Annotated in this window: 16 protein-coding genes; all 16 read left to right on the forward strand. The window is 74.6% G+C overall.

From position 1 onward, the window contains the following. Positions 1-53: 53 nt before the first annotated feature. The 16 genes from argS (at position 54) to ACFTZA_RS09310 (ending at position 16,981) form a co-directional block, all read left to right on the forward strand. Positions 54-1,739, forward strand: coding sequence for an arginine--tRNA ligase (gene argS, locus ACFTZA_RS09235; RefSeq protein ID WP_378193139.1), 1,686 nt, complete (start codon positions 54-56; stop codon positions 1,737-1,739). Beyond that, entirely contained in the window at positions 1,736-3,127 is a 1,392-nt protein-coding gene (gene lysA, locus ACFTZA_RS09240; RefSeq protein ID WP_378193143.1) for a diaminopimelate decarboxylase, read from the forward strand. Before argS ends, lysA begins: the two co-directional genes overlap by 4 nt. Before the next feature lie 127 nt (positions 3,128-3,254). Next, positions 3,255-4,610, forward strand: a complete 1,356-nt coding sequence (locus ACFTZA_RS09245) for a homoserine dehydrogenase (protein WP_378193146.1) — start codon at positions 3,255-3,257, stop codon at positions 4,608-4,610. A 13-nt stretch (positions 4,611-4,623) separates the two neighbouring features. Next, positions 4,624-5,727: a threonine synthase gene (gene thrC, locus ACFTZA_RS09250; protein WP_378193285.1), complete on the forward strand. Its 1,104-nt coding sequence runs from the start codon at positions 4,624-4,626 to the stop codon at positions 5,725-5,727. Continuing rightward, on the forward strand, positions 5,727-6,665 hold the full coding sequence (gene thrB / locus ACFTZA_RS09255; RefSeq protein ID WP_378193149.1) for a homoserine kinase: 939 nt from the start codon (positions 5,727-5,729) through the stop codon (positions 6,663-6,665). Before thrC ends, thrB begins: the two co-directional genes overlap by 1 nt. A gap of 266 nt (positions 6,666-6,931) precedes the next feature. Further along, the gene (gene rho / locus ACFTZA_RS09260; protein ID WP_378193153.1) at positions 6,932-8,998 is read left to right on the forward strand and encodes a transcription termination factor Rho; all 2,067 of its coding nucleotides are present in this window, start codon (positions 6,932-6,934) and stop codon (positions 8,996-8,998) included. A 174-nt stretch (positions 8,999-9,172) separates the two neighbouring features. Beyond that, entirely contained in the window at positions 9,173-9,391 is a 219-nt protein-coding gene (gene rpmE / locus ACFTZA_RS09265; protein ID WP_378193156.1) for a 50S ribosomal protein L31, read from the forward strand. 156 nt (positions 9,392-9,547) lie between these two features. Beyond that, entirely contained in the window at positions 9,548-10,639 is a 1,092-nt protein-coding gene (prfA, locus tag ACFTZA_RS09270) for a peptide chain release factor 1 (protein WP_378193159.1), read from the forward strand. 151 nt (positions 10,640-10,790) lie between these two features. Further along, the gene (gene prmC, locus ACFTZA_RS09275) at positions 10,791-11,732 is read left to right on the forward strand and encodes a peptide chain release factor N(5)-glutamine methyltransferase (protein WP_378193162.1); all 942 of its coding nucleotides are present in this window, start codon (positions 10,791-10,793) and stop codon (positions 11,730-11,732) included. Continuing rightward, complete coding sequence (locus ACFTZA_RS09280; RefSeq protein WP_378193165.1) at positions 11,729-12,448, forward strand: L-threonylcarbamoyladenylate synthase; 720 nt, start codon at positions 11,729-11,731, stop codon at positions 12,446-12,448. The genes prmC and ACFTZA_RS09280 overlap by 4 nt, the downstream gene beginning before the upstream one ends. Continuing rightward, positions 12,445-13,701: a glycosyltransferase family 4 protein gene (locus ACFTZA_RS09285; protein ID WP_378193168.1), complete on the forward strand. Its 1,257-nt coding sequence runs from the start codon at positions 12,445-12,447 to the stop codon at positions 13,699-13,701. The genes ACFTZA_RS09280 and ACFTZA_RS09285 overlap by 4 nt, the downstream gene beginning before the upstream one ends. Position 13,702: 1 nt before the next feature. Then, positions 13,703-14,203 carry a hypothetical protein gene (locus tag ACFTZA_RS09290; protein WP_378193171.1) on the forward strand — a complete coding sequence of 167 codons (501 nt, stop codon included), beginning with the start codon at positions 13,703-13,705 and terminating at the stop codon, positions 14,201-14,203. Between the two features lie 219 nt (positions 14,204-14,422). Beyond that, complete coding sequence (gene atpB / locus ACFTZA_RS09295; RefSeq protein WP_378193174.1) at positions 14,423-15,214, forward strand: F0F1 ATP synthase subunit A; 792 nt, start codon at positions 14,423-14,425, stop codon at positions 15,212-15,214. A gap of 113 nt (positions 15,215-15,327) precedes the next feature. Further along, positions 15,328-15,561, forward strand: coding sequence for an ATP synthase F0 subunit C (locus ACFTZA_RS09300; protein ID WP_069386955.1), 234 nt, complete (start codon positions 15,328-15,330; stop codon positions 15,559-15,561). Next, positions 15,561-16,166, forward strand: a complete 606-nt coding sequence (locus tag ACFTZA_RS09305) for a F0F1 ATP synthase subunit B (RefSeq protein WP_378193288.1) — start codon at positions 15,561-15,563, stop codon at positions 16,164-16,166. Before ACFTZA_RS09300 ends, ACFTZA_RS09305 begins: the two co-directional genes overlap by 1 nt. Continuing rightward, complete coding sequence (locus ACFTZA_RS09310; RefSeq protein ID WP_378193177.1) at positions 16,166-16,981, forward strand: F0F1 ATP synthase subunit delta; 816 nt, start codon at positions 16,166-16,168, stop codon at positions 16,979-16,981. The genes ACFTZA_RS09305 and ACFTZA_RS09310 overlap by 1 nt, the downstream gene beginning before the upstream one ends. Positions 16,982-17,088 lie beyond the last annotated feature (107 nt).

A 17,088-nucleotide genomic window follows, 5' to 3' on the forward strand; every position in this document is an offset into this window, starting at 1 on the left:
CGCGGGTGCTCCGAGCACGACGGCTCGTGCGCGCGCCTCGGTAGGATCGCCTGGTGACCCCCGACGAGCTCTCCCGCGCGCTGAGCGCTGCCCTGGCCTCCGCCGTCGCCGACGGCACCCTCGCCCTGCCCGCCGAGTCGGTCCCGGACTCCGTGCACGTCGAGCGACCCCGCCAGCGCGAGCACGGCGACTGGGCCACGAACGTCGCGCTGCAGCTCGCGAAGAAGGCCGGCACCACGCCTCGCGCGCTCGCGGAGGACCTCGCGGGGCGTCTGGCCGCGACGCCCGGCGTCAAGGCCGTCGACGTCGCCGGCCCCGGGTTCCTCAACATCACCCTGGACGCCGCCGCGGCGGGCGAGCTCGCGCGCACGGTCGTCGAGGCGGGCACGGCCTACGGCCGCGGAGACTCCGAGGCGGGCACGCGCGTCAACCTCGAGTTCGTCTCGGCGAACCCGACGGGCCCCATCCACATCGGGGGCGTGCGCTGGGCCGCGGTGGGCGACTCGCTCGCGCGCGTGCTGGAGGCGAGCGGGGCCGAGGTGGCCCGCGAGTACTACTTCAACGACCACGGCGCCCAGATCGACCGGTTCGCCCGGTCGCTGCTCGCGCGGGCACGGGGCGAGGCGGCGCCCGAGGACGGGTACGGCGGCGAGTACATCACCGAGATCGCCGACGCCGTCGTCGCCGAGGCGCTCGCGGCCGGCGAGCCCGACCCGCGCACGCTGCCCGACGCCGAGGCTCAGGAGGCGTTCCGCGCACGCGGCGTCGAGCGCATGTTCGGCGAGATCAAGGCGTCGCTGCACGAGTTCGGGGTCGACTTCGACGTCTACTTCCACGAGGACTCGCTCCACGGGTCGGGCGCCGTCGAGCGCGCCGTCGCACGCCTGCGCGAGGGCGGCCACGTCTACGAGAAGGACGGCGCGACGTGGCTGCGCACGACCGACTTCGGCGACGACAAGGACCGTGTCGTCATCAAGTCGGACGGGCACGCCGCGTACATCGCGGGCGACATCGCCTACTACCTCGACAAGCGCGAGCGCGGCTTCGACGACGTGATCATCATGCTCGGCGCGGACCACCACGGGTACGTCGGCCGCATGATGGCCGTGTGCGCGGCGTTCGGCGACGAGCCGGGCAAGAACCTGCAGATCCTCATCGGCCAGCTCGTCAACCTCGTCAAGGACGGCGCACCCGTGCGCATGTCCAAGCGCGCCGGGACCGTGCTGACGATCGACGACCTCGTCGGCGCCGTGGGCGTCGACGCCGCGCGGTACTCGCTCGCGCGCTCGTCGGCGGACTCGAGCATCGACCTGGACCTCGACCTCCTCGCCCGGGCGACGAACGAGAACCCCGTCTACTACGTGCAGTACGCGCACTCGCGGACCGCGGCCGTCGACCGCAACGCGGCCGACCGCGGCGTGGCGCGCGCCGACGGGTTCGACCCGGCGCTGCTCGACCACCCGTCGGAGGCGGCGCTGATCGGACGCCTCACCGAGTTCCCGCGCATCGTGGCCCAGGCGGCCGAGCTGCGCGAGCCGCACCGCGTCGCGCGCTACCTCGAGGCGCTCGCGGGCGACTACCACACGTGGTACCAGCAGAAGGACCGCCGCGTGCTGCCGTACCCGGACGAGGAGGTCACGGACACCCACCGGACCCGGCTGTGGCTCAACGACGCCGTGCGCCAGGTCCTGGCCAACGGCCTCGGGCTCCTCGGCGTCTCCGCGCCGGAGCGCATGTGAGCGCCGCGCTGCCGGGCCACCCGGGCGAGCCGTGGTCGCAGGGCGTGCGGCGCCGCGCCGACGGCGAGCTCGAGGTCGCGGGCGTCGGCGTGCACGACCTCGCGGCCGAGCACGGCACGCCCGCGTACGTGCTCGACGAGGCGGACTTCCGCACCCGCGCACGCGCCTACCGGACGGCGTTCGAGGCGGCGTTCCGCGCCGTCGGCACGGACGTCGACGTCTACTACGCGGGCAAGGCGCTGCTCACGGTCGCGGTCGCGCGGTGGGCGCGCGAGGAAGGGCTGCGCGTCGACACGGCGTCGGGCGGCGAGCTTGCGGTCGCGCTGCGCGCCGGCGTGCCCGGGTCCGAGATCGGCCTGCACGGGAACAACAAGTCCGACGCCGAGATCGAGCGGGCGCTCGAGGCCGGGGTCGGGCGGATCATCGTCGACTCGCTCGCCGAGGTCGAGCGCGTCGCCGCGGCCGCCGCGGCGCGCGGGACGGTCGCGCCCGTCATGGTGCGCGTGACGACCGGCGTGCACGCCGGCGGGCACGAGTACATCTCCACCGCGCACGAGGACCAGAAGTTCGGCCTGTCGGTTGTGGCGCCCGCCAGCGCCGACGGTCGCGGCGTCGCGGCGCCCTCGCCCGCGATGGCGGCGCTCCTGGCCGTCGTGGCCCGGCCCGAGCTGCGGCTGCTCGGCATCCACTCCCACATCGGGTCCCAGATCCTCGACCCGACCGGCTTCCAGGTGGCGGCGCGCACCGTGCTCGAGCTGCGGGCCGACCTCGCGGTACGCACCGGCGTGCTCGTCGACGAGGTCGACGTCGGCGGCGGGTACGGCATCGCCTACCTGCCGGGCGAGACGGCGCTCGACCCGGAGCACGTCGCGACCGACGTCGCCCGCGCCGTGGCCGACGCCGCGGCCGACCTGGGGACGCCGCTGCCGCGGTTCTCCATCGAGCCGGGGCGCGCGGTCGCCGGTCCGGCCGGCCTCACGCTGTACACGGTCGGCACGGTCAAGCCCGTCACCCTCGCCGACGGCCGCGTGCGCACGTACGTCTCCGTGGACGGCGGGATGAGCGACAACATCCGGCCGGCGCTGTACGACGCGCAGTACCACGCCGAGGTCGTCGGCCGGCGGTCCGGCGCCGAGCCCGCGCTCGCCCGCGTCGTCGGCAAGCACTGCGAGAGCGGCGACATCGTCGTCCACGAGGTGATGCTCCCCGGGGACGTGCGTGCGGGCGACCTGCTCGCGGTGCCCGCGACCGGCGCCTACGGGCGGTCGATGGCCTCGAACTACAACCTGCTGACCCGTCCGCCCGTGGTGGCGGTGGCCGACGGCGCGAGCCGCGTGCTCGTGCGCCGCGAGACGGTCGACGACCTGCTGGCGCTCGACCTCGGCTGACCGCTCCGCGACCGTCCCGTGGGCGGCGTCGTCGACCGGGTCCGGCGGCCCCGTATCCTGTCCGCGGCGGTGCCCGCGCCGGTCGCGGCACGGGCCCGCGCCCCCCGATCCCCGAGGAAGGTCCGTCGTGCCGTCTGCCGAGTCCCACCCGCCCCTGCGCGTCGCCCTGCTGGGCTGCGGCGTCGTCGGCACGCAGGTCGCACGGCTGCTCACGCAGCAGGCGGACGACCTCGCGTCGCGCGTCGGGGCGCGTCTCGAGCTCGTCGGGATCGCGGTGCGGGACGCGTCGGCACCGCGCGACCCGGTCGTCGACCGCTCCCTGCTCACCGAGGACGCCGAGGGCCTGGTCCGGCGTGCCGACATCGTCGTCGAGGTCATGGGCGGCATCGAGCCGGCGCGCGGGCTGCTCCTGCAGGCGATCGAGGCGCGGGCGGCGGTCGTGACCGCGAACAAGGCGCTCCTCGCCGAGGACGGGCCCACCCTGTACAAGGCCGCGGACGACGCCGGCGTGGACATCTACTTCGAGGCCGCGGTCGCGGGCGCGATCCCCATCGTGCGTCCCGTGCGCGAGTCGCTCGCGGGGGACCACGTGCGCCGCGTGCTCGGGATCGTCAACGGCACGACCAACTACGTGCTCGACCAGATGACGACGACGGGCGCGGACCTCGCCGACGCCGTGCGCGAGGCCCAGGACCTCGGGTTCGCCGAGGCGGACCCGACGGCCGACGTCGAGGGCTACGACGCGGCGGCCAAGGCCGCGATCCTCGCGAGCCTCGCGTTCCACGTGCGGGTCTCGATCGACGACGTCGCGCGCGAGGGCATCATGGCCGTGACCGCGGACGACGTGGCGTGGGCCGCCCACACCGGCCACGTGATCAAGCTCCTGGCGATCGCCGAGCTGCGCGACGCGGACCGCGGCACCGGTCGTGGCGCCGGCGTGTCGGTGCGCGTCCACCCGGCGCTCCTGCCGACGACCCACCCCCTCGCGAACGTCCGCGGGTCGTTCAACGCGGTGTTCGTCGAGGCGGAGTCCGCGGGCGAGCTCATGTTCTACGGCCGGGGCGCGGGCGGCGCGCCCACCGCGTCCGCCGTCCTGGGCGACGTCGTCTCGGCCGCCCGCCACCGCGTGCTCGGCGGCAAGGGCCCGCAGGAGTCCACGTACGCGGACCTGGCGATCCTGCCGGCGTCGGCCGCGGTGACGCGCTACCAGGTGCGGCTCGACGTGGACGACCGCCCCGGCGTGCTCGCGCAGGTGGCGCAGGCCCTGGCCGCCCACGGCGTCTCGATCGAGGCGGTCCGCCAGCCGAGCGCCCCGGAGGCGGTCGCCGCCGAAGGGATGCAGACGCCCGCGGCGGGCGCCGCCCAGCTCGTCATCACCACCCACGCGGCCCCGGAGTCGGCCCTCGCGGCGACGGTGGAGGCCGTCGCGGCGCTCGACCCCGTCCGTACGATCACGTCCGTCCTGAGAGTCGAGGGAGCCTGATATGACCGGCCGGATGGCCCACCAGTGGCGCGGCATCATCACCGAGTACGCGGACCGGCTGCCCGCGCACGTCTCGGAGCGCGTCGTGACGCTCGGCGAGGGCGGCACGCCGCTCGTCGAGGCGCCGGTGCTCTCGGAGCGCACGGGCGCGCAGGTCTTCGTCAAGGTCGAGGGCATGAACCCGACGGGCTCGTTCAAGGACCGCGGCATGACGACGGCGATCTCCGCGGCGGCCGCACGCGGTGCGCAGGCGGTCGTGTGCGCGTCGACGGGCAACACCTCCGCGTCGGCGGCGGCGTACGCGACCCGCGCCGGGATGCTGTGCGCGGTGCTGGTACCGGACGGCAAGATCGCGATGGGCAAGCTCAGTCAGGCGATCGCGCACGGCGCGCGCCTGCTGCAGGTCGACGGGAACTTCGACGACTGCCTCGTGGTCGCGCGCAAGCTCGCCGAGACGCACCCCATCGAGCTCGTGAACTCGGTCAACCCCGACCGCATCGAGGGGCAGAAGACGGGCGCGTTCGAGATCGTCGACGCGCTCGGCGACGCGCCCGACATCCACGCGCTCCCGGTCGGCAACGCCGGCAACATCACCGCGTACTGGAAGGGCTTCCGCGAGTACGCGGGCCAGGGCACGCCGGGGCACCCGGGGGAGGGCCTGCCCGCGGTCGCGACGCGCGTCCCGCAGATGTGGGGCTTCCAGGCCGCGGGCGCGGCACCCATCGTGGCCGGCCACCCGATCACCGAGCCGGAGACGATCGCGACCGCGATCCGCATCGGCAACCCGGCGTCGTGGGAGCTCGCCGAGACCGCGCGCGACGACTCGGGCGGCGTCATCGAGGCCGTGACGGACGAGCAGATCCTCGCCGCGCACCGCGTCCTGTCGAGCGAGGTCGGCGTCTTCGTGGAGCCGGCGTCGGCGGCGGGCGTCGCCGGTGTCCTGGCGCGGGCCGAGCGCGGCCTCGTGCCCGCGGGGGCCAGGATCGTCGTCACGGTCACGGGGCACGGGCTCAAGGACCCGCAGTGGGCCCTGCGGACGGCGGACGGGAGCGAGGTCGTGCCCACGCGCGTGGGCGCCGACGTCGTGTCGATCGCCGACGCGCTCGGGCTCGGCTGATGCAGCTCGGCGCCGACCACGTCCGGGTCCGCGTCCCCGCGACGAGCGCCAACCTCGGCCCGGGCTTCGACGCCCTCGGGCTCGCGCTCGCCCGGCACGACGTGGTCGAGGTGCGCGCGCTCGCCAGCGACGAGGTCGTGGTGGAGGTCGAGGGCGAGGGCGCCGGCGAGGTGCCGGGTGACGAGACGCACCTCGTCGTGCGGGCGCTGCGCGAGGCGCTCGACGTGGCGGGCGCGCCGCAGACGGGCCTGCACCTGCGGTGCGTGAACCGCATCCCGCACGGTCGCGGCCTCGGGTCGTCGGCGGCGGCGGTCGTGGCGGGGATCGTCGCGGCGCGCGCGCTCGTCGCGGACCCGGCGGTGCTCGACGACGCGACGGCGCTGCGGCTGGCGAGCACGATCGAGGGCCACCCCGACAACGCGGCCCCGGCGCTGCTCGGCGGCGCGACCGTGGCCTGGGTCGCGGGAGGGCCGGTGCGCGGCGCCCGCGCGGTGCGCCTCGACGTGCACCCGGACCTGCGAGCCACCGTCCTCGTGCCCTCGGCGCGGCTGGCGACGAGCCGGGCGCGCGGCGTCCTGCCCGCGACGGTCCCGCACGCCGACGCGGCGTTCAACGCCGGGCGCGCCGCGCTCCTCGTCGAGGCGCTCACGCGCCGGCCCGACCTCCTGCTCGAGGCCACCGAGGACCGGCTCCACCAGGACTACCGCGCCGACGTCATGGCGGCGTCGGCCGAGGTCGTCGGCGCCCTGCGCGCCGAGGGGCTCGCGGCGACCGTCTCCGGCGCCGGGCCGACCGTGCTCGTCCTGTCGGACGCCGCGGAGGCCGAGCGCGTGGCCCGGGTCGCGGCCGCGCTGCTCGCCGGGCTGCCGGAGTGGGACGTGCTCGGCGTGGAGGTCGACGCGCGGGGGGTCGTCGCGGAGCGGCTCGGATCGCTCTGATCCCTGCCGGAGACCTGTTTCCGTGGTGCTAGGATGGCCGCAGCCTTCGGTCATGCTCTCCCGTTCCGTCGGACCTCGTCCTGCTCGACGTCCAGCTCGATCGAGCCGAGAGCCATCCGTGAGAAGGCCATCCAGCCCACGTCAGATGACGTCGTCGTACCACTGACGCGTGGTAAAACCTGCGCTCCGGCCGTCACGCGCCGAGCGTCGACCACCCGCGGCCCACCCTCTGAGAGGTGGGCGCAGACGAGGGGGAAGGGTCCTTCGTGACTGACACCATCGACACCGCCACGAGCAGCGCGACAGGTGCGTCCGCTGCCGGCGGGAACGCCCGGAGCGGCGCGCTGAGCACGCTGCGCCTCCCGGAGCTGCAGGCGCTCGCGTCGCAGCTCGGGGTCAAGGGCACGTCCAAGATGCGCAAGAGCGACCTCGTGGACGTCATCCGCGCCCGGACCGGTGAGCAGAGCGCGCCCTCGCGCCCCGCCGGGGAGGCGGCGCAGCAGGAACCCGGTACGCACGCGAGCTCCGGTCGTGGCCGCAGCCGCCGCGCCGACCGGCCGGCGAGCGCCGCGGCCGACGCGACGAGCGGGACGGCGACCGCAGCGACCCGCGAGGAGCGTGGCACGACGCCCGTCCTCGACCTCCCGGTCCGCGCCGAGGCGACCGACGGCGGTCGCCGGGACGGTCGCTCCCGCGACGCGCGCTCCGAGGCGGCGGCCGCCGTCGCCGAGGCCCTCGGCGAGGGAGTGCGGTCCCGCGACGGCGGCGAGTCCCAGGACGAGCGCGCCGCGCGCGCCGCAGCGGCGGTCGGTCTCGTGGCGGTCGAGCGCGGCTCGCGTCGTGCGGGTCGCGGCGCCGGTGCGGCGCAGCAGGGCGACGTCGACGCCCACCGCGCCGGGGAGCGCCCGTCGCAGCGCCAGGCCGAGGGGCAGCCGGAGCGCCCGGCGGACGTGCCGGGCGAGCGTGCTCCGGCCCCGCGCCAGGGCGAGCGTCAGGCCGACCGCCAGGGTGACCGGCAGGCCGAGCGCGAGGAGGAGCGGGGCGGCCGTCGCCGCCGGGGTCGCGAGCGCGGCCGCGACCGCGACCGCAAGCGCGGCCGCACCCGCCAGGGCCCGGACGTCGCCGGCCTCGACGACGTCGAGGTGGGCGACGACGACGTCCTGCTCCCCGTCGCCGGCATCCTCGACATCCTCGACAACTACGCGTTCGTCCGCACGAGCGGGTACCTGCCGGGGGCGAACGACGTGTACGTCTCGCTCGGCCAGGTGAAGAAGTCGGGCCTGCGGCGCGGCGACGCGATCGTCGGCGCCGTGCGCCAGCCGCGCGAGGGCGAGGCGCAGGGCGGCAACGCCCGCCAGAAGTTCAACGCGCTCGTGCGCCTGGACTCGGTGAACGGCATGGCGCCCGACGAGGCGCGCGACCGGGCCGAGTTCTCGAAGCTCACGCCGCTGTACCCGCAGGAGCGCCTGCGCCTGGAGAACCCGGAGGCCACGCGTCTGACGCCGCGCGTGATCGACATCGTGGCGCCGATCGGGAAGGGGCAGCGCGGCCTCATCGTCGCGCCGCCCAAGGCCGGCAAGACGATCATCATGCAGCAGATCGCCAACGCGATCACGACCAACAACCCCGAGGTCCACCTCATGGTCGTGCTCGTGGACGAGCGGCCCGAAGAGGTCACCGACATGGAGCGGACGGTCAAGGGCGAGGTCATCGCCTCGACGTTCGACCGCCCCGCGTCCGACCACACGATCGTCGCCGAGCTCGCCATCGAGCGTGCCAAGCGCCTCGTGGAGCTGGGGCAGGACGTCGTCGTGCTGCTCGACTCGCTCACGCGCCTGTCGCGCGCCTACAACCTCGCCGCCCCGGCGTCGGGCCGCATCCTGTCCGGCGGCGTGGACGCGTCCGCGCTCTACCCGCCCAAGCGCTTCTTCGGCGCGGCGCGCAACATCGAGAACGGCGGCTCCCTGACGATCCTCGCGTCGGCACTCGTGGAGACCGGCTCCAAGATGGACGAGGTCATCTTCGAGGAGTTCAAGGGCACGGGGAACATGGAGCTCCGCCTGTCCCGCAACCTCGCCGACAAGCGCATCTTCCCGGCCGTGGACGTCAACGCGTCCGGCACGCGCCGCGAGGAGATCCTCATGGCGCAGGACGAGCTGAAGATCATCTACAAGCTCCGCCGCGTCATGGGCGCTCTCGACCAGCAGCAGGCCATCGAGCTGCTGCTGGGCAAGCTCAAGGACACCCGCTCGAACGTCGAGTTCCTCCTGCAGGTCCAGAAGACCACGCCGGGGAGCTTCGCGGACGACGAGAACGTGGGCCGCACCATCTGACGCGACCGCCAGGACGCCGCCCTCCGCGCTCCCGGCGCCGCCGGGATGATTTCTGGGCCGGGCGGCGTTCTGGCACAATGGCTCGTCGGCCTGCGCCCGTCGCAGGTCCGTCTGCGGTTCACAGGTCCGGGGTCTCCCGGCCTGACCCGGAGACATCGCACCCAAGGAGAAACCGTGAAGTCTGGTATCCACCCCGAGTACGTCGCCACCGAGGTCACCTGCACCTGTGGCAGCACCTTCGTGACGCGCAGCACGGAGACGTCCGGCAAGATCAGCGCCGACGTGTGCAGCGCCTGCCACCCGTTCTACACGGGCAAGCAGAAGATCCTCGACACCGGTGGCCGCGTGGCCCGCTTCGAGGCCCGCTACGGCAAGAAGGCCTCCGAGAAGTAGCACTCCCGCAGCGCCGGCGGTCCTCGCCCGACAACCTCTCCAGGGGCAGTCGGTGCGCTCGGACCGCCGGCGCTGTCGCTGTCTCCGGGGGGTTTCCCGGCCCGCCCGGTGCCGCACACCTGCGCCCGTGCCGTGCCACCCGCTGAGGAGCCACCCGTGACCGACCCGTTCGACGCCGCCCGGCCGCTGCTGGCCGAGCACGCGGACATCGAGGCGCAGCTCGCCGACCCGTCGGTCCACGCCGACGCGGCCCGGGCCCGGACCCTCGGGCGCCGGTACGCCGAGCTCAACCAGGTGGTCGGCGCGTACCGCGCGTGGCGAGAGGCCACGGAGGACGCGGGCGCCGCCGAGGAGCTCGCGCACGAGGACGAGGCGTTCGCCGCGGAGCTCCCGGCGCTGCGCGAGGCCGCTCAGTCCGCTTCCGAGCGGCTGCGGCGCGTGCTCGTGCCGCGCGACCCCGACGACGGGCGCGACGTCATCCTCGAGATCAAGGCGGGGGAGGGCGGCGAGGAGTCGGCCCTGTTCGCGGGCGACCTCCTGCGGATGTACCTGCGCTACGCCGAGCGGCGCGGCTGGAGGACCGAGGTCCTCGAGGCCACCGAGTCCGACCTCGGCGGCTACAAGGATGTCCAGGTCGCGGTGAAGGCGCGGTCGACGCCGTCGGACCCCGCCGACGGCGTCTGGGCGAACCTCAAGTACGAGGGCGGGGTCCACCGCGTCCAGCGGGTGCCCGTCACCGAGTCGCAGGGCCGCATCCACACGTCCGCGGCAGGAGTCCTCGTCTTCCCCGAGGTCGAGGACCCCGGCGAGGTGGAGATCGACCCCAACGACCTGCGCATCGACGTCTACCGCTCGTCCGGGCCCGGCGGGCAGTCGGTCAACACCACCGATTCCGCGGTCCGCATCACGCACGTGCCCACCGGGATCGTCGTGTCCATGCAGAACGAGAAGTCGCAGCTGCAGAACCGCGAGCAGGCGATGCGCGTCCTGCGCGCACGGCTGCTCGCCGCGCAGCAGGAGGCCGCGGCCGCCGAGGCGGCCGACCTGCGTCGTTCGCAGGTGCGCACCGTCGACCGGTCCGAGCGGATCCGCACCTACAACTTCCCCGAGAACCGCATCGCCGACCACCGCACCGGCTACAAGGCGTACAACCTCGACCACGTGCTCGACGGCGACCTCGACCCGGTCGTGCGTTCTGCGATCGACGCGGACGAGGCGGCGCGGCTCGCCGCGGCGGGCGATGCCTGAGGTCGCCGGCCGACCGGGGTCCGATCGACTTGCCGGTGCCGGTGGGCGGGGGGCCGACGGCGGCGGCTCGCCTCGCTCACGCTCGCTGCGCTCGCTCCGCTACGGCTCGACGGCTTCGCCTCCGCCGTCGGACCCCCGTCCATCTCTCTGGGTGCGCTGGGCCGTCGGCCTGCTCGACGAGAGCGGTGTCGCGACCCCGCGGGCCGACGCCGAGATGCTGCTCGCCCATGCGCTCGGCGTGCCTCGCGGAGAGCTGCGGCGGCTGGCCGTGCTGGACCGGGCGCTCCGCGACGACGCGGTGCGGGAGTTCGCGGAGCTCGTCGCGCGGCGGGCGGAGCGGGTGCCGCTGCAGCACCTCACCGGGACGGCGCCGTTCCGGCACCTCGAGCTCGCCGTCGGGCCGGGCGTGTTCGTGCCGCGGCCGGAGACCGAGCAGGTCGCGCAGGTCGCGGTCGACGCAGCGCGCGCGGTCGTCGAGGCCACCGGCCGGGCGGTCGTCGTCGACCTGTGCACCGGGTCGGGCGCGATCGCGCTCGCCGTCGCGAGCGAGGTGCCGGGCGCGGTGGTGCACGCCGTCGAGCTGGACGCCGACGCGCACTCCTGGGCCGCGCGCAACGTGGCGGCCGTCCGGGGGGCGACGGGCGCCGTCGTGCACCTGGTGCGCGGGGACGCGCGCCGCGCGTGGGCCGGTCCCGCGGACGCGGGCGGCCTCGACGGCGCGTGCGACGTGGTCGTGTCGAACCCGCCGTACGTGCCCCCGGGCGCGGTCCCGCGCGACCCGGAGGTCGCGGAGCACGACCCGGAGGTCGCGCTCTACGGGCTCGGCGCCGACGGCCTGGAGGTGCCGCGCGGGGTCACCGCTGCGGCGGCCCGCTTGCTGCGGCGCGGGGGTGTGTACGTGATGGAGCACGCCGAGGTGCAGGCCGGGGCCGCGCGGGAGATGGTCGCCGCGACGGGCGCGTTCACGGACGTGCGGACCGTCGCCGACCTCACCGGCCGCGACCGCATGGTCGTCGCACGCCGCACGGTCGACGGTTCTGTCGGCCCTGCCGGCCCGGAGCGGACCGACGGGCGTGGAACACTGGACTCGTGAGCTCCGTCCACCCCGTGACCGACCCGAACACCTGGGGCGCCGGGATCGACGAGGCGGTGAACGCCGTGTCCCGCGGCGGCCTCGTGGTCCTGCCCACCGACACCGTCTACGGCATCGGCGCCGACGCGTTCGCGCCCGACGCCGTCGCCGCGCTCCTGGCCGCGAAGGGCCGAGGGCGGCAGATGCCGCCGCCCGTGCTGGTGCCCGACGCCCGCACGCTCGACGGTCTCGCCACCGACGTGCCGGACGACGCGCGCCGCCTCGTCGAGGCGCTGTGGCCGGGCGGGTTCACCATCATCCTGCGGGCCCAGCCGTCGCTCGCGTGGGACCTCGGCGAGACGCACGGCACCGTCGCGCTGCGCATGCCCGACCACGAGGCCGCGCTCGCGCTGCTGCGCCGCACCGGCCCGCTGGCCGTGTCGTCGGCGAACGCGACCGGACGCCCGGCCGCGCTCGACGTCGAGGACGCGCGCGCGCAGCTCGGCGACGCCGTGTCGGTGTACCTCGACGGCGGGACGGCGCCCGGGGGAGTGGCGTCCACGATCGTCGACGCGACCTCCGGCACGCTGCGCGTGGTGCGGGCGGGCGCCGTCCCGCTCGAGCGCCTGCGCGCGATCGCACCCGTCGACGGGCCTGACGACCGCCCGGCGCGGTCCGCCGAGCAGCCCGCCGAGGAGCCCACCGGGACGGGAGAGCCGGGGGCGAGCGGCGGGTGAGGGTCTACCTGCTCGTCATGCTCGTCGCCGCCGCGGTGACGTTCCTGACGACGCCGTTCGCCCGGTGGCTCGCCACGCGCACCGGCGCGATCACCGCCGTGCGCGACCGGGACGTGCACACGATCCCGACGCCGCGGCTCGGGGGCGTCGCGATGCTGCTCGGCCTCGTCGTCGCCGTCGTGCTCGCCTCGCAGATGCCGTTCCTCGAGGGCGTGTTCGTCAGCGACGTCGACGGGGTGCCGATCGCCGACACGCGCGCGTGGGGCATCGTCGGCGCCGCCGCGATCGTCTGCGTGCTCGGCGTCGCGGACGACATCTGGGACCTCGACTGGATGACGAAGCTCGCCGGTCAGGTGCTCGCCGCCGGCCTCATGGCGTCCCAGGGCGTGGTGCTCTTCACGCTGCCCGTCGGCGGGTTCCAGGCGCTGCCCTCGTCGCGCGTGCAGCTCGCGGTGACGATCCTCGTCGTCGTCGTGGCGATGAACGCGGTGAACTTCGTCGACGGGCTCGACGGCCTGGCCGCGGGGCTCGTGGCCATCGGCGGGACCGCCTTCTTCCTCTACTCCTACGCGCTGACGCTGCGCACGACCCCCGACGACTACTCGAGCCTCGCGACGCTCGTCGTGGCCGCGCTGGTGGGGGTGTGCGTCGGCTTCCTCCCGTACAACTTCAACCCCGCGCGCATCTTCATGGGCGACTCCGGCTCGATGGTGCTGGGCCTCGTCATCTCGGGCGCGGCGATCGTCGTGACGGGCAACATCGACCCGGGCGAGACGTCCGGCGCCGAACGGCTCCCGGCGTTCATCCCGCTGCTGCTGCCGCTCGCCGTGATCCTCCTGCCCCTGCTCGACATGGGGATGGCCGTGGCGCGGCGCCTGCTCGCGGGGAAGTCCCCGTTCCACCCCGACCGCATGCACCTGCACCACCGCATGCTCGCCCTCGGGCACTCCCACCGCCGCGCGGTCCTCATCCTCTACGTGTGGACCGCTGTGTTCGCGTTCGGCGCCGTCGCGCTCGTGCGCTGGGACGCGCGCACCGTCGCCGTCGGCCTCGGGGTCGCCTCCGTGGTCGCGCTCGTCCTCACGCTCGGTCCGCTGCGCACCCGCGGCAGGTTCCTCGACGACCAGGACCTCGCCGCGGCGCCGCCCGTCGCCGTCGTCAGCGCGCCCCGTCCTGCGCCCGGCGCCGGCGCGGTGCCCGACGCCCGCGTCACGAACCCGCCCACGACCACCAGCCCCTCGAAGGAAGCCTGAGATGTCCTCGAACCAGCCCGAGCCCGCGCGCCCCCACGACCCCGCGACCGTCGGCCCCGACGCCCCGGCCGGGGCTGCGGGCACCGAGCACGGCCACGCGGTGCGCGCGGTCTTCCGGACGGCGCTGCGCGACGTGCTCGTGCTCCTGGGCTCCCTGGCGGTCGTCGGGGTCGCCGTGGGGGCGCTGGTCGCCGGGCTGCCCGGCGTGTGGGGCGCCCTGCTCGGCGTGGCCGTGGCCGTCGTCTTCTCGGCCACCACGGTGTGGGCGATGCTGCGCACGGTCGACTCGACGCCGACCACCACCGCGGCGGTCGTCATGGGCAGCTGGCTGGCGAAGATGGTCGTGCTCATCGTCGTGCTCGTGGTGCTGCGGGGCATGAACTTCTACGACCGCTGGGTCTTCGCCGGGGTCCTGCTCGTCGGGGTGATCGGCTCCGCCGTGCTGGACTACCGCGCCGTGAGCCGCGGGCGCATCCCCTACGTCGAGCCGGGCTCGCGCTGACGACCGCGGCGGCGTCCTCGCCCCGACCCGGACGCTCGTCCGGGTGGCGTCCGGCACGACGGCACGAGCGGTCCGGGAGCGGCGTGGGCACGCCGTTCCATACGTTAGGCTAGCGGCGAATCCATGACGGCCAGGTCCGACGGCGTGCCCACGATCACGTGGTGAGTGCCGGGGCCACACGACCATTGGGAGTCCACCCTGTCCACGCTTGCGACCCCCGTGCTCCATGCTGCCTCCGAGGGTGAAGGCTTCCACGCGCCGTCGATCACGGACTTCTTCCCGCCGGCGATCCTCTTCGAGGGCACGATCTTCCAGATCGACCGCATCTGGATCGTGCGCGTCATCGCGGTCGTCGTGCTGCTGACGATCATGGTGCTGGCCGCGCGCCGCGCCCGGCTCGTCCCCGGCCGTTTCCAGAACGCGATCGAGCTGCTGCTGGACTTCGTCCGCGTGCAGATCGTCGAGGAGATCATGGGGAAGGAGAACGCGCGGCGCTTCGTGCCGATGATCACCACGATCTTCTTCGCGGTGCTCGCGTTCAACCTCACCGGCCTGATCCCCGGCCTCAACATGGCGGGCACCGCGCGCGTCGGCATCCCGCTCGTGCTCGCGCTGTGGGTCCTCGTGACCTACTGGGCCGTCGGCATCAAGCAGCACGGCTTCGGCGGGTACCTGAAGAACAGCCTCTTCCCGCCCGGGATCCCCGCGCCGATCTACCTCATCGTCACGCCGATCGAGCTGCTGCAGGTGCTGATCATCCGGCCCGCGTCGCTCGCCATCCGTCTCGTCGCGAACATGGTCGCGGGCCACATCATGCTCGTGCTCTGCTTCGCGGCCACGCAGTACTTCGTCTTCGAGGCGGTTCCCGCGATGAAGGCGTTCGGCGTCCTCACCCTCGCGGGCGGGCTCGTCTTCACGCTCTTCGAGCTCCTCGTGGCGGCCCTGCAGGCCTACATCTTCGCCCTCCTCGCCTCGGTGTACATCAACATCGCGCTCGAGGAGGAGCACTGACCCCGCGGGGTCGACCCCTGCCGCCCGTCGGCTCCTGACACACATCCACCAAGCACCACCCACGCGACGCTCGTCCGGCCGGACGAGCGCCCACAGGAAGGAAACGAGCAATCGTGGACGTCACCACCCTCGCCGAGGTCTCCGGCAACATCAACACGATCGGCTACGGCATCGCGGCGATCGGCCCCGGCATCGGTCTGGGCATCCTCATCGGCAAGACCGTCGAGGGCATGGCTCGTCAGCCCGAGGTCGCCGGCCAGCTGCGCGCCACCATGTTCCTCGGTGTCGCGTTCGTCGAGCTGCTCGCCCTGCTCGGTCTCGTCGCCGGCTTCCTGTTCACCGCGTGATGTCGGCGCCGGCGAACGCCGCGCTGACGCTGGCGGCGGAGACGGGCGGGGAGCCGCAGGGCATCGACCTGTTCCTCCCCGCGGGGTACGACATCCTGTGGTCGGCCGTCGTCCTGGCGATCATCGCGTTCGTGTTCTACAAGGCGGTCCTGCCGAAGTTCCAGGCGGTCCTCGACGAGCGCACGGCGAAGATCGAGGGCGGCCTCGCCAAGGCCGAGTCCGCACAGGCGGAGGCCGCGGCGGCGCTGGCGGAGTACCACCAGCAGCTGCAGGAGGCACGCACGGAGGCCGCGAAGATCCGCGAGGAGGCGCGCGCCGAGGGCGGTGCCATCGTGGCCGACCTCCGCGCGAAGGCGTCGGACGACGCGGCGCGGATCCTCGAGACCGCGCACCGGCAGATCGAGGCCGAGCGGCAGCAGGCGGCCGTCTCGCTCCGCAACGACGTCGGCCTGCTCGCGACCGAGCTCGCGTCGAAGATCGTCGGCGAGTCGCTCGCGGACTCGGCGCGGCAGAGCCGCGTCGTGGACCGGTTCCTCGACGACCTCGAGGCCGCGGGCCCGGCGGCGGCGACCGCCGCGGGCGGTCGGGCCGCCGAGGAGCGCTGATGCGAGGTACGAGCGGAGAGTCCCTGACGCAGGCGCAGGAGCGGTTCGAGCCGGTCCTGCGCGCTGCGGGCGCGGACGCCCTCACGCTGGGGGAGCAGCTGTTCACCGTGACGGCGGCGCTCGACGCGTCGGCGCCGCTGCGGCGCTCGCTCGCGGACCCGGCGCGCTCGGGCGACGACAAGGCGGGGCTCGCGACCGCCGTCCTGGGCACGGGCTTCGACGGGAGTGTCGTCGACCTCGTGGCGGGCGTGGTGCGCTCGCGCTGGTCGAACGACCGTGACCTCGCGGACGCCGTCGAGCGCCTCGGCCTCGACGCCGTCCTGGCCTCGGCGGAGTCCCGCGGCGACCTCGAGAAGGTCGAGGACGAGCTCTTCCGCGTGTCGCGCTCGCTCGTCGGCCAGCGCGAGGCACGTCAGCTCCTGTCCGACGCCACGCTCGACCCGGACCGCCGCGCGGCGTTCGTCGCCACGCTGCTCGAGGGCAAGGTCGACCGCGTGACGGCGGTCCTCGCGACGCACGCGACCCGCGAGCTGCGCGGGCGGCGGTTCGTCGCCACGCTCGGCTGGTTCGGGGACGTCGCCGCGGAGCGTCGCCAGCGGCTCGTCGCGTCGGTCACGTCGGCCGTCGTGCTCGACCAGGCGCAGCTCGACCGCCTCGGTGCGCTGCTCGAGCGGGCCTACGGGCGCGCGGTGCAGCTCAACGTGACGGTCGACCCGGCCGTGCTCGGGGGGCTGCGGATCCAGGTGGGCGCCGACGTCGTGGACTCGACGGTCCTGTCCCGCCTCGCGGACGCCCGCCGACGGCTCGTGAGCTGACGCGGCGTCCCGCACCCCACCGACGACGGAGACGGCTGACCGACTCCCGGCCACCGGCCGCACAACCGACAACCGTTCGACCGCACCCGACCCACGAGGTGCGGCCA

The organism is Cellulosimicrobium sp. NPDC057127 (assembly GCF_042670945.1).
In the GTDB taxonomy this organism is placed as follows: Bacteria; Actinomycetota; Actinomycetes; order Actinomycetales; family Cellulomonadaceae; genus Cellulosimicrobium.

Bases quoted from the DNA above. Each gene is read 5' to 3' on its own strand.
- thrC (WP_378193285.1), top strand. From the start codon at position 4,624: ATGGCCCACCAGTGGCGCGGCATCATCACCGAGTACGCGGACCGGCTG.
- thrB (WP_378193149.1), top strand. From the start codon at position 5,727: ATGCAGCTCGGCGCCGACCACGTCCGGGTCCGCGTCCCCGCGACGAGC.
- ACFTZA_RS09290 (WP_378193171.1), top strand. From the start codon at position 13,703: ATGTCCTCGAACCAGCCCGAGCCCGCGCGCCCCCACGACCCCGCGACC.
- ACFTZA_RS09305 (WP_378193288.1), top strand. From the start codon at position 15,561: ATGTCGGCGCCGGCGAACGCCGCGCTGACGCTGGCGGCGGAGACGGGC.
- ACFTZA_RS09310 (WP_378193177.1), top strand. From the start codon at position 16,166: ATGCGAGGTACGAGCGGAGAGTCCCTGACGCAGGCGCAGGAGCGGTTC.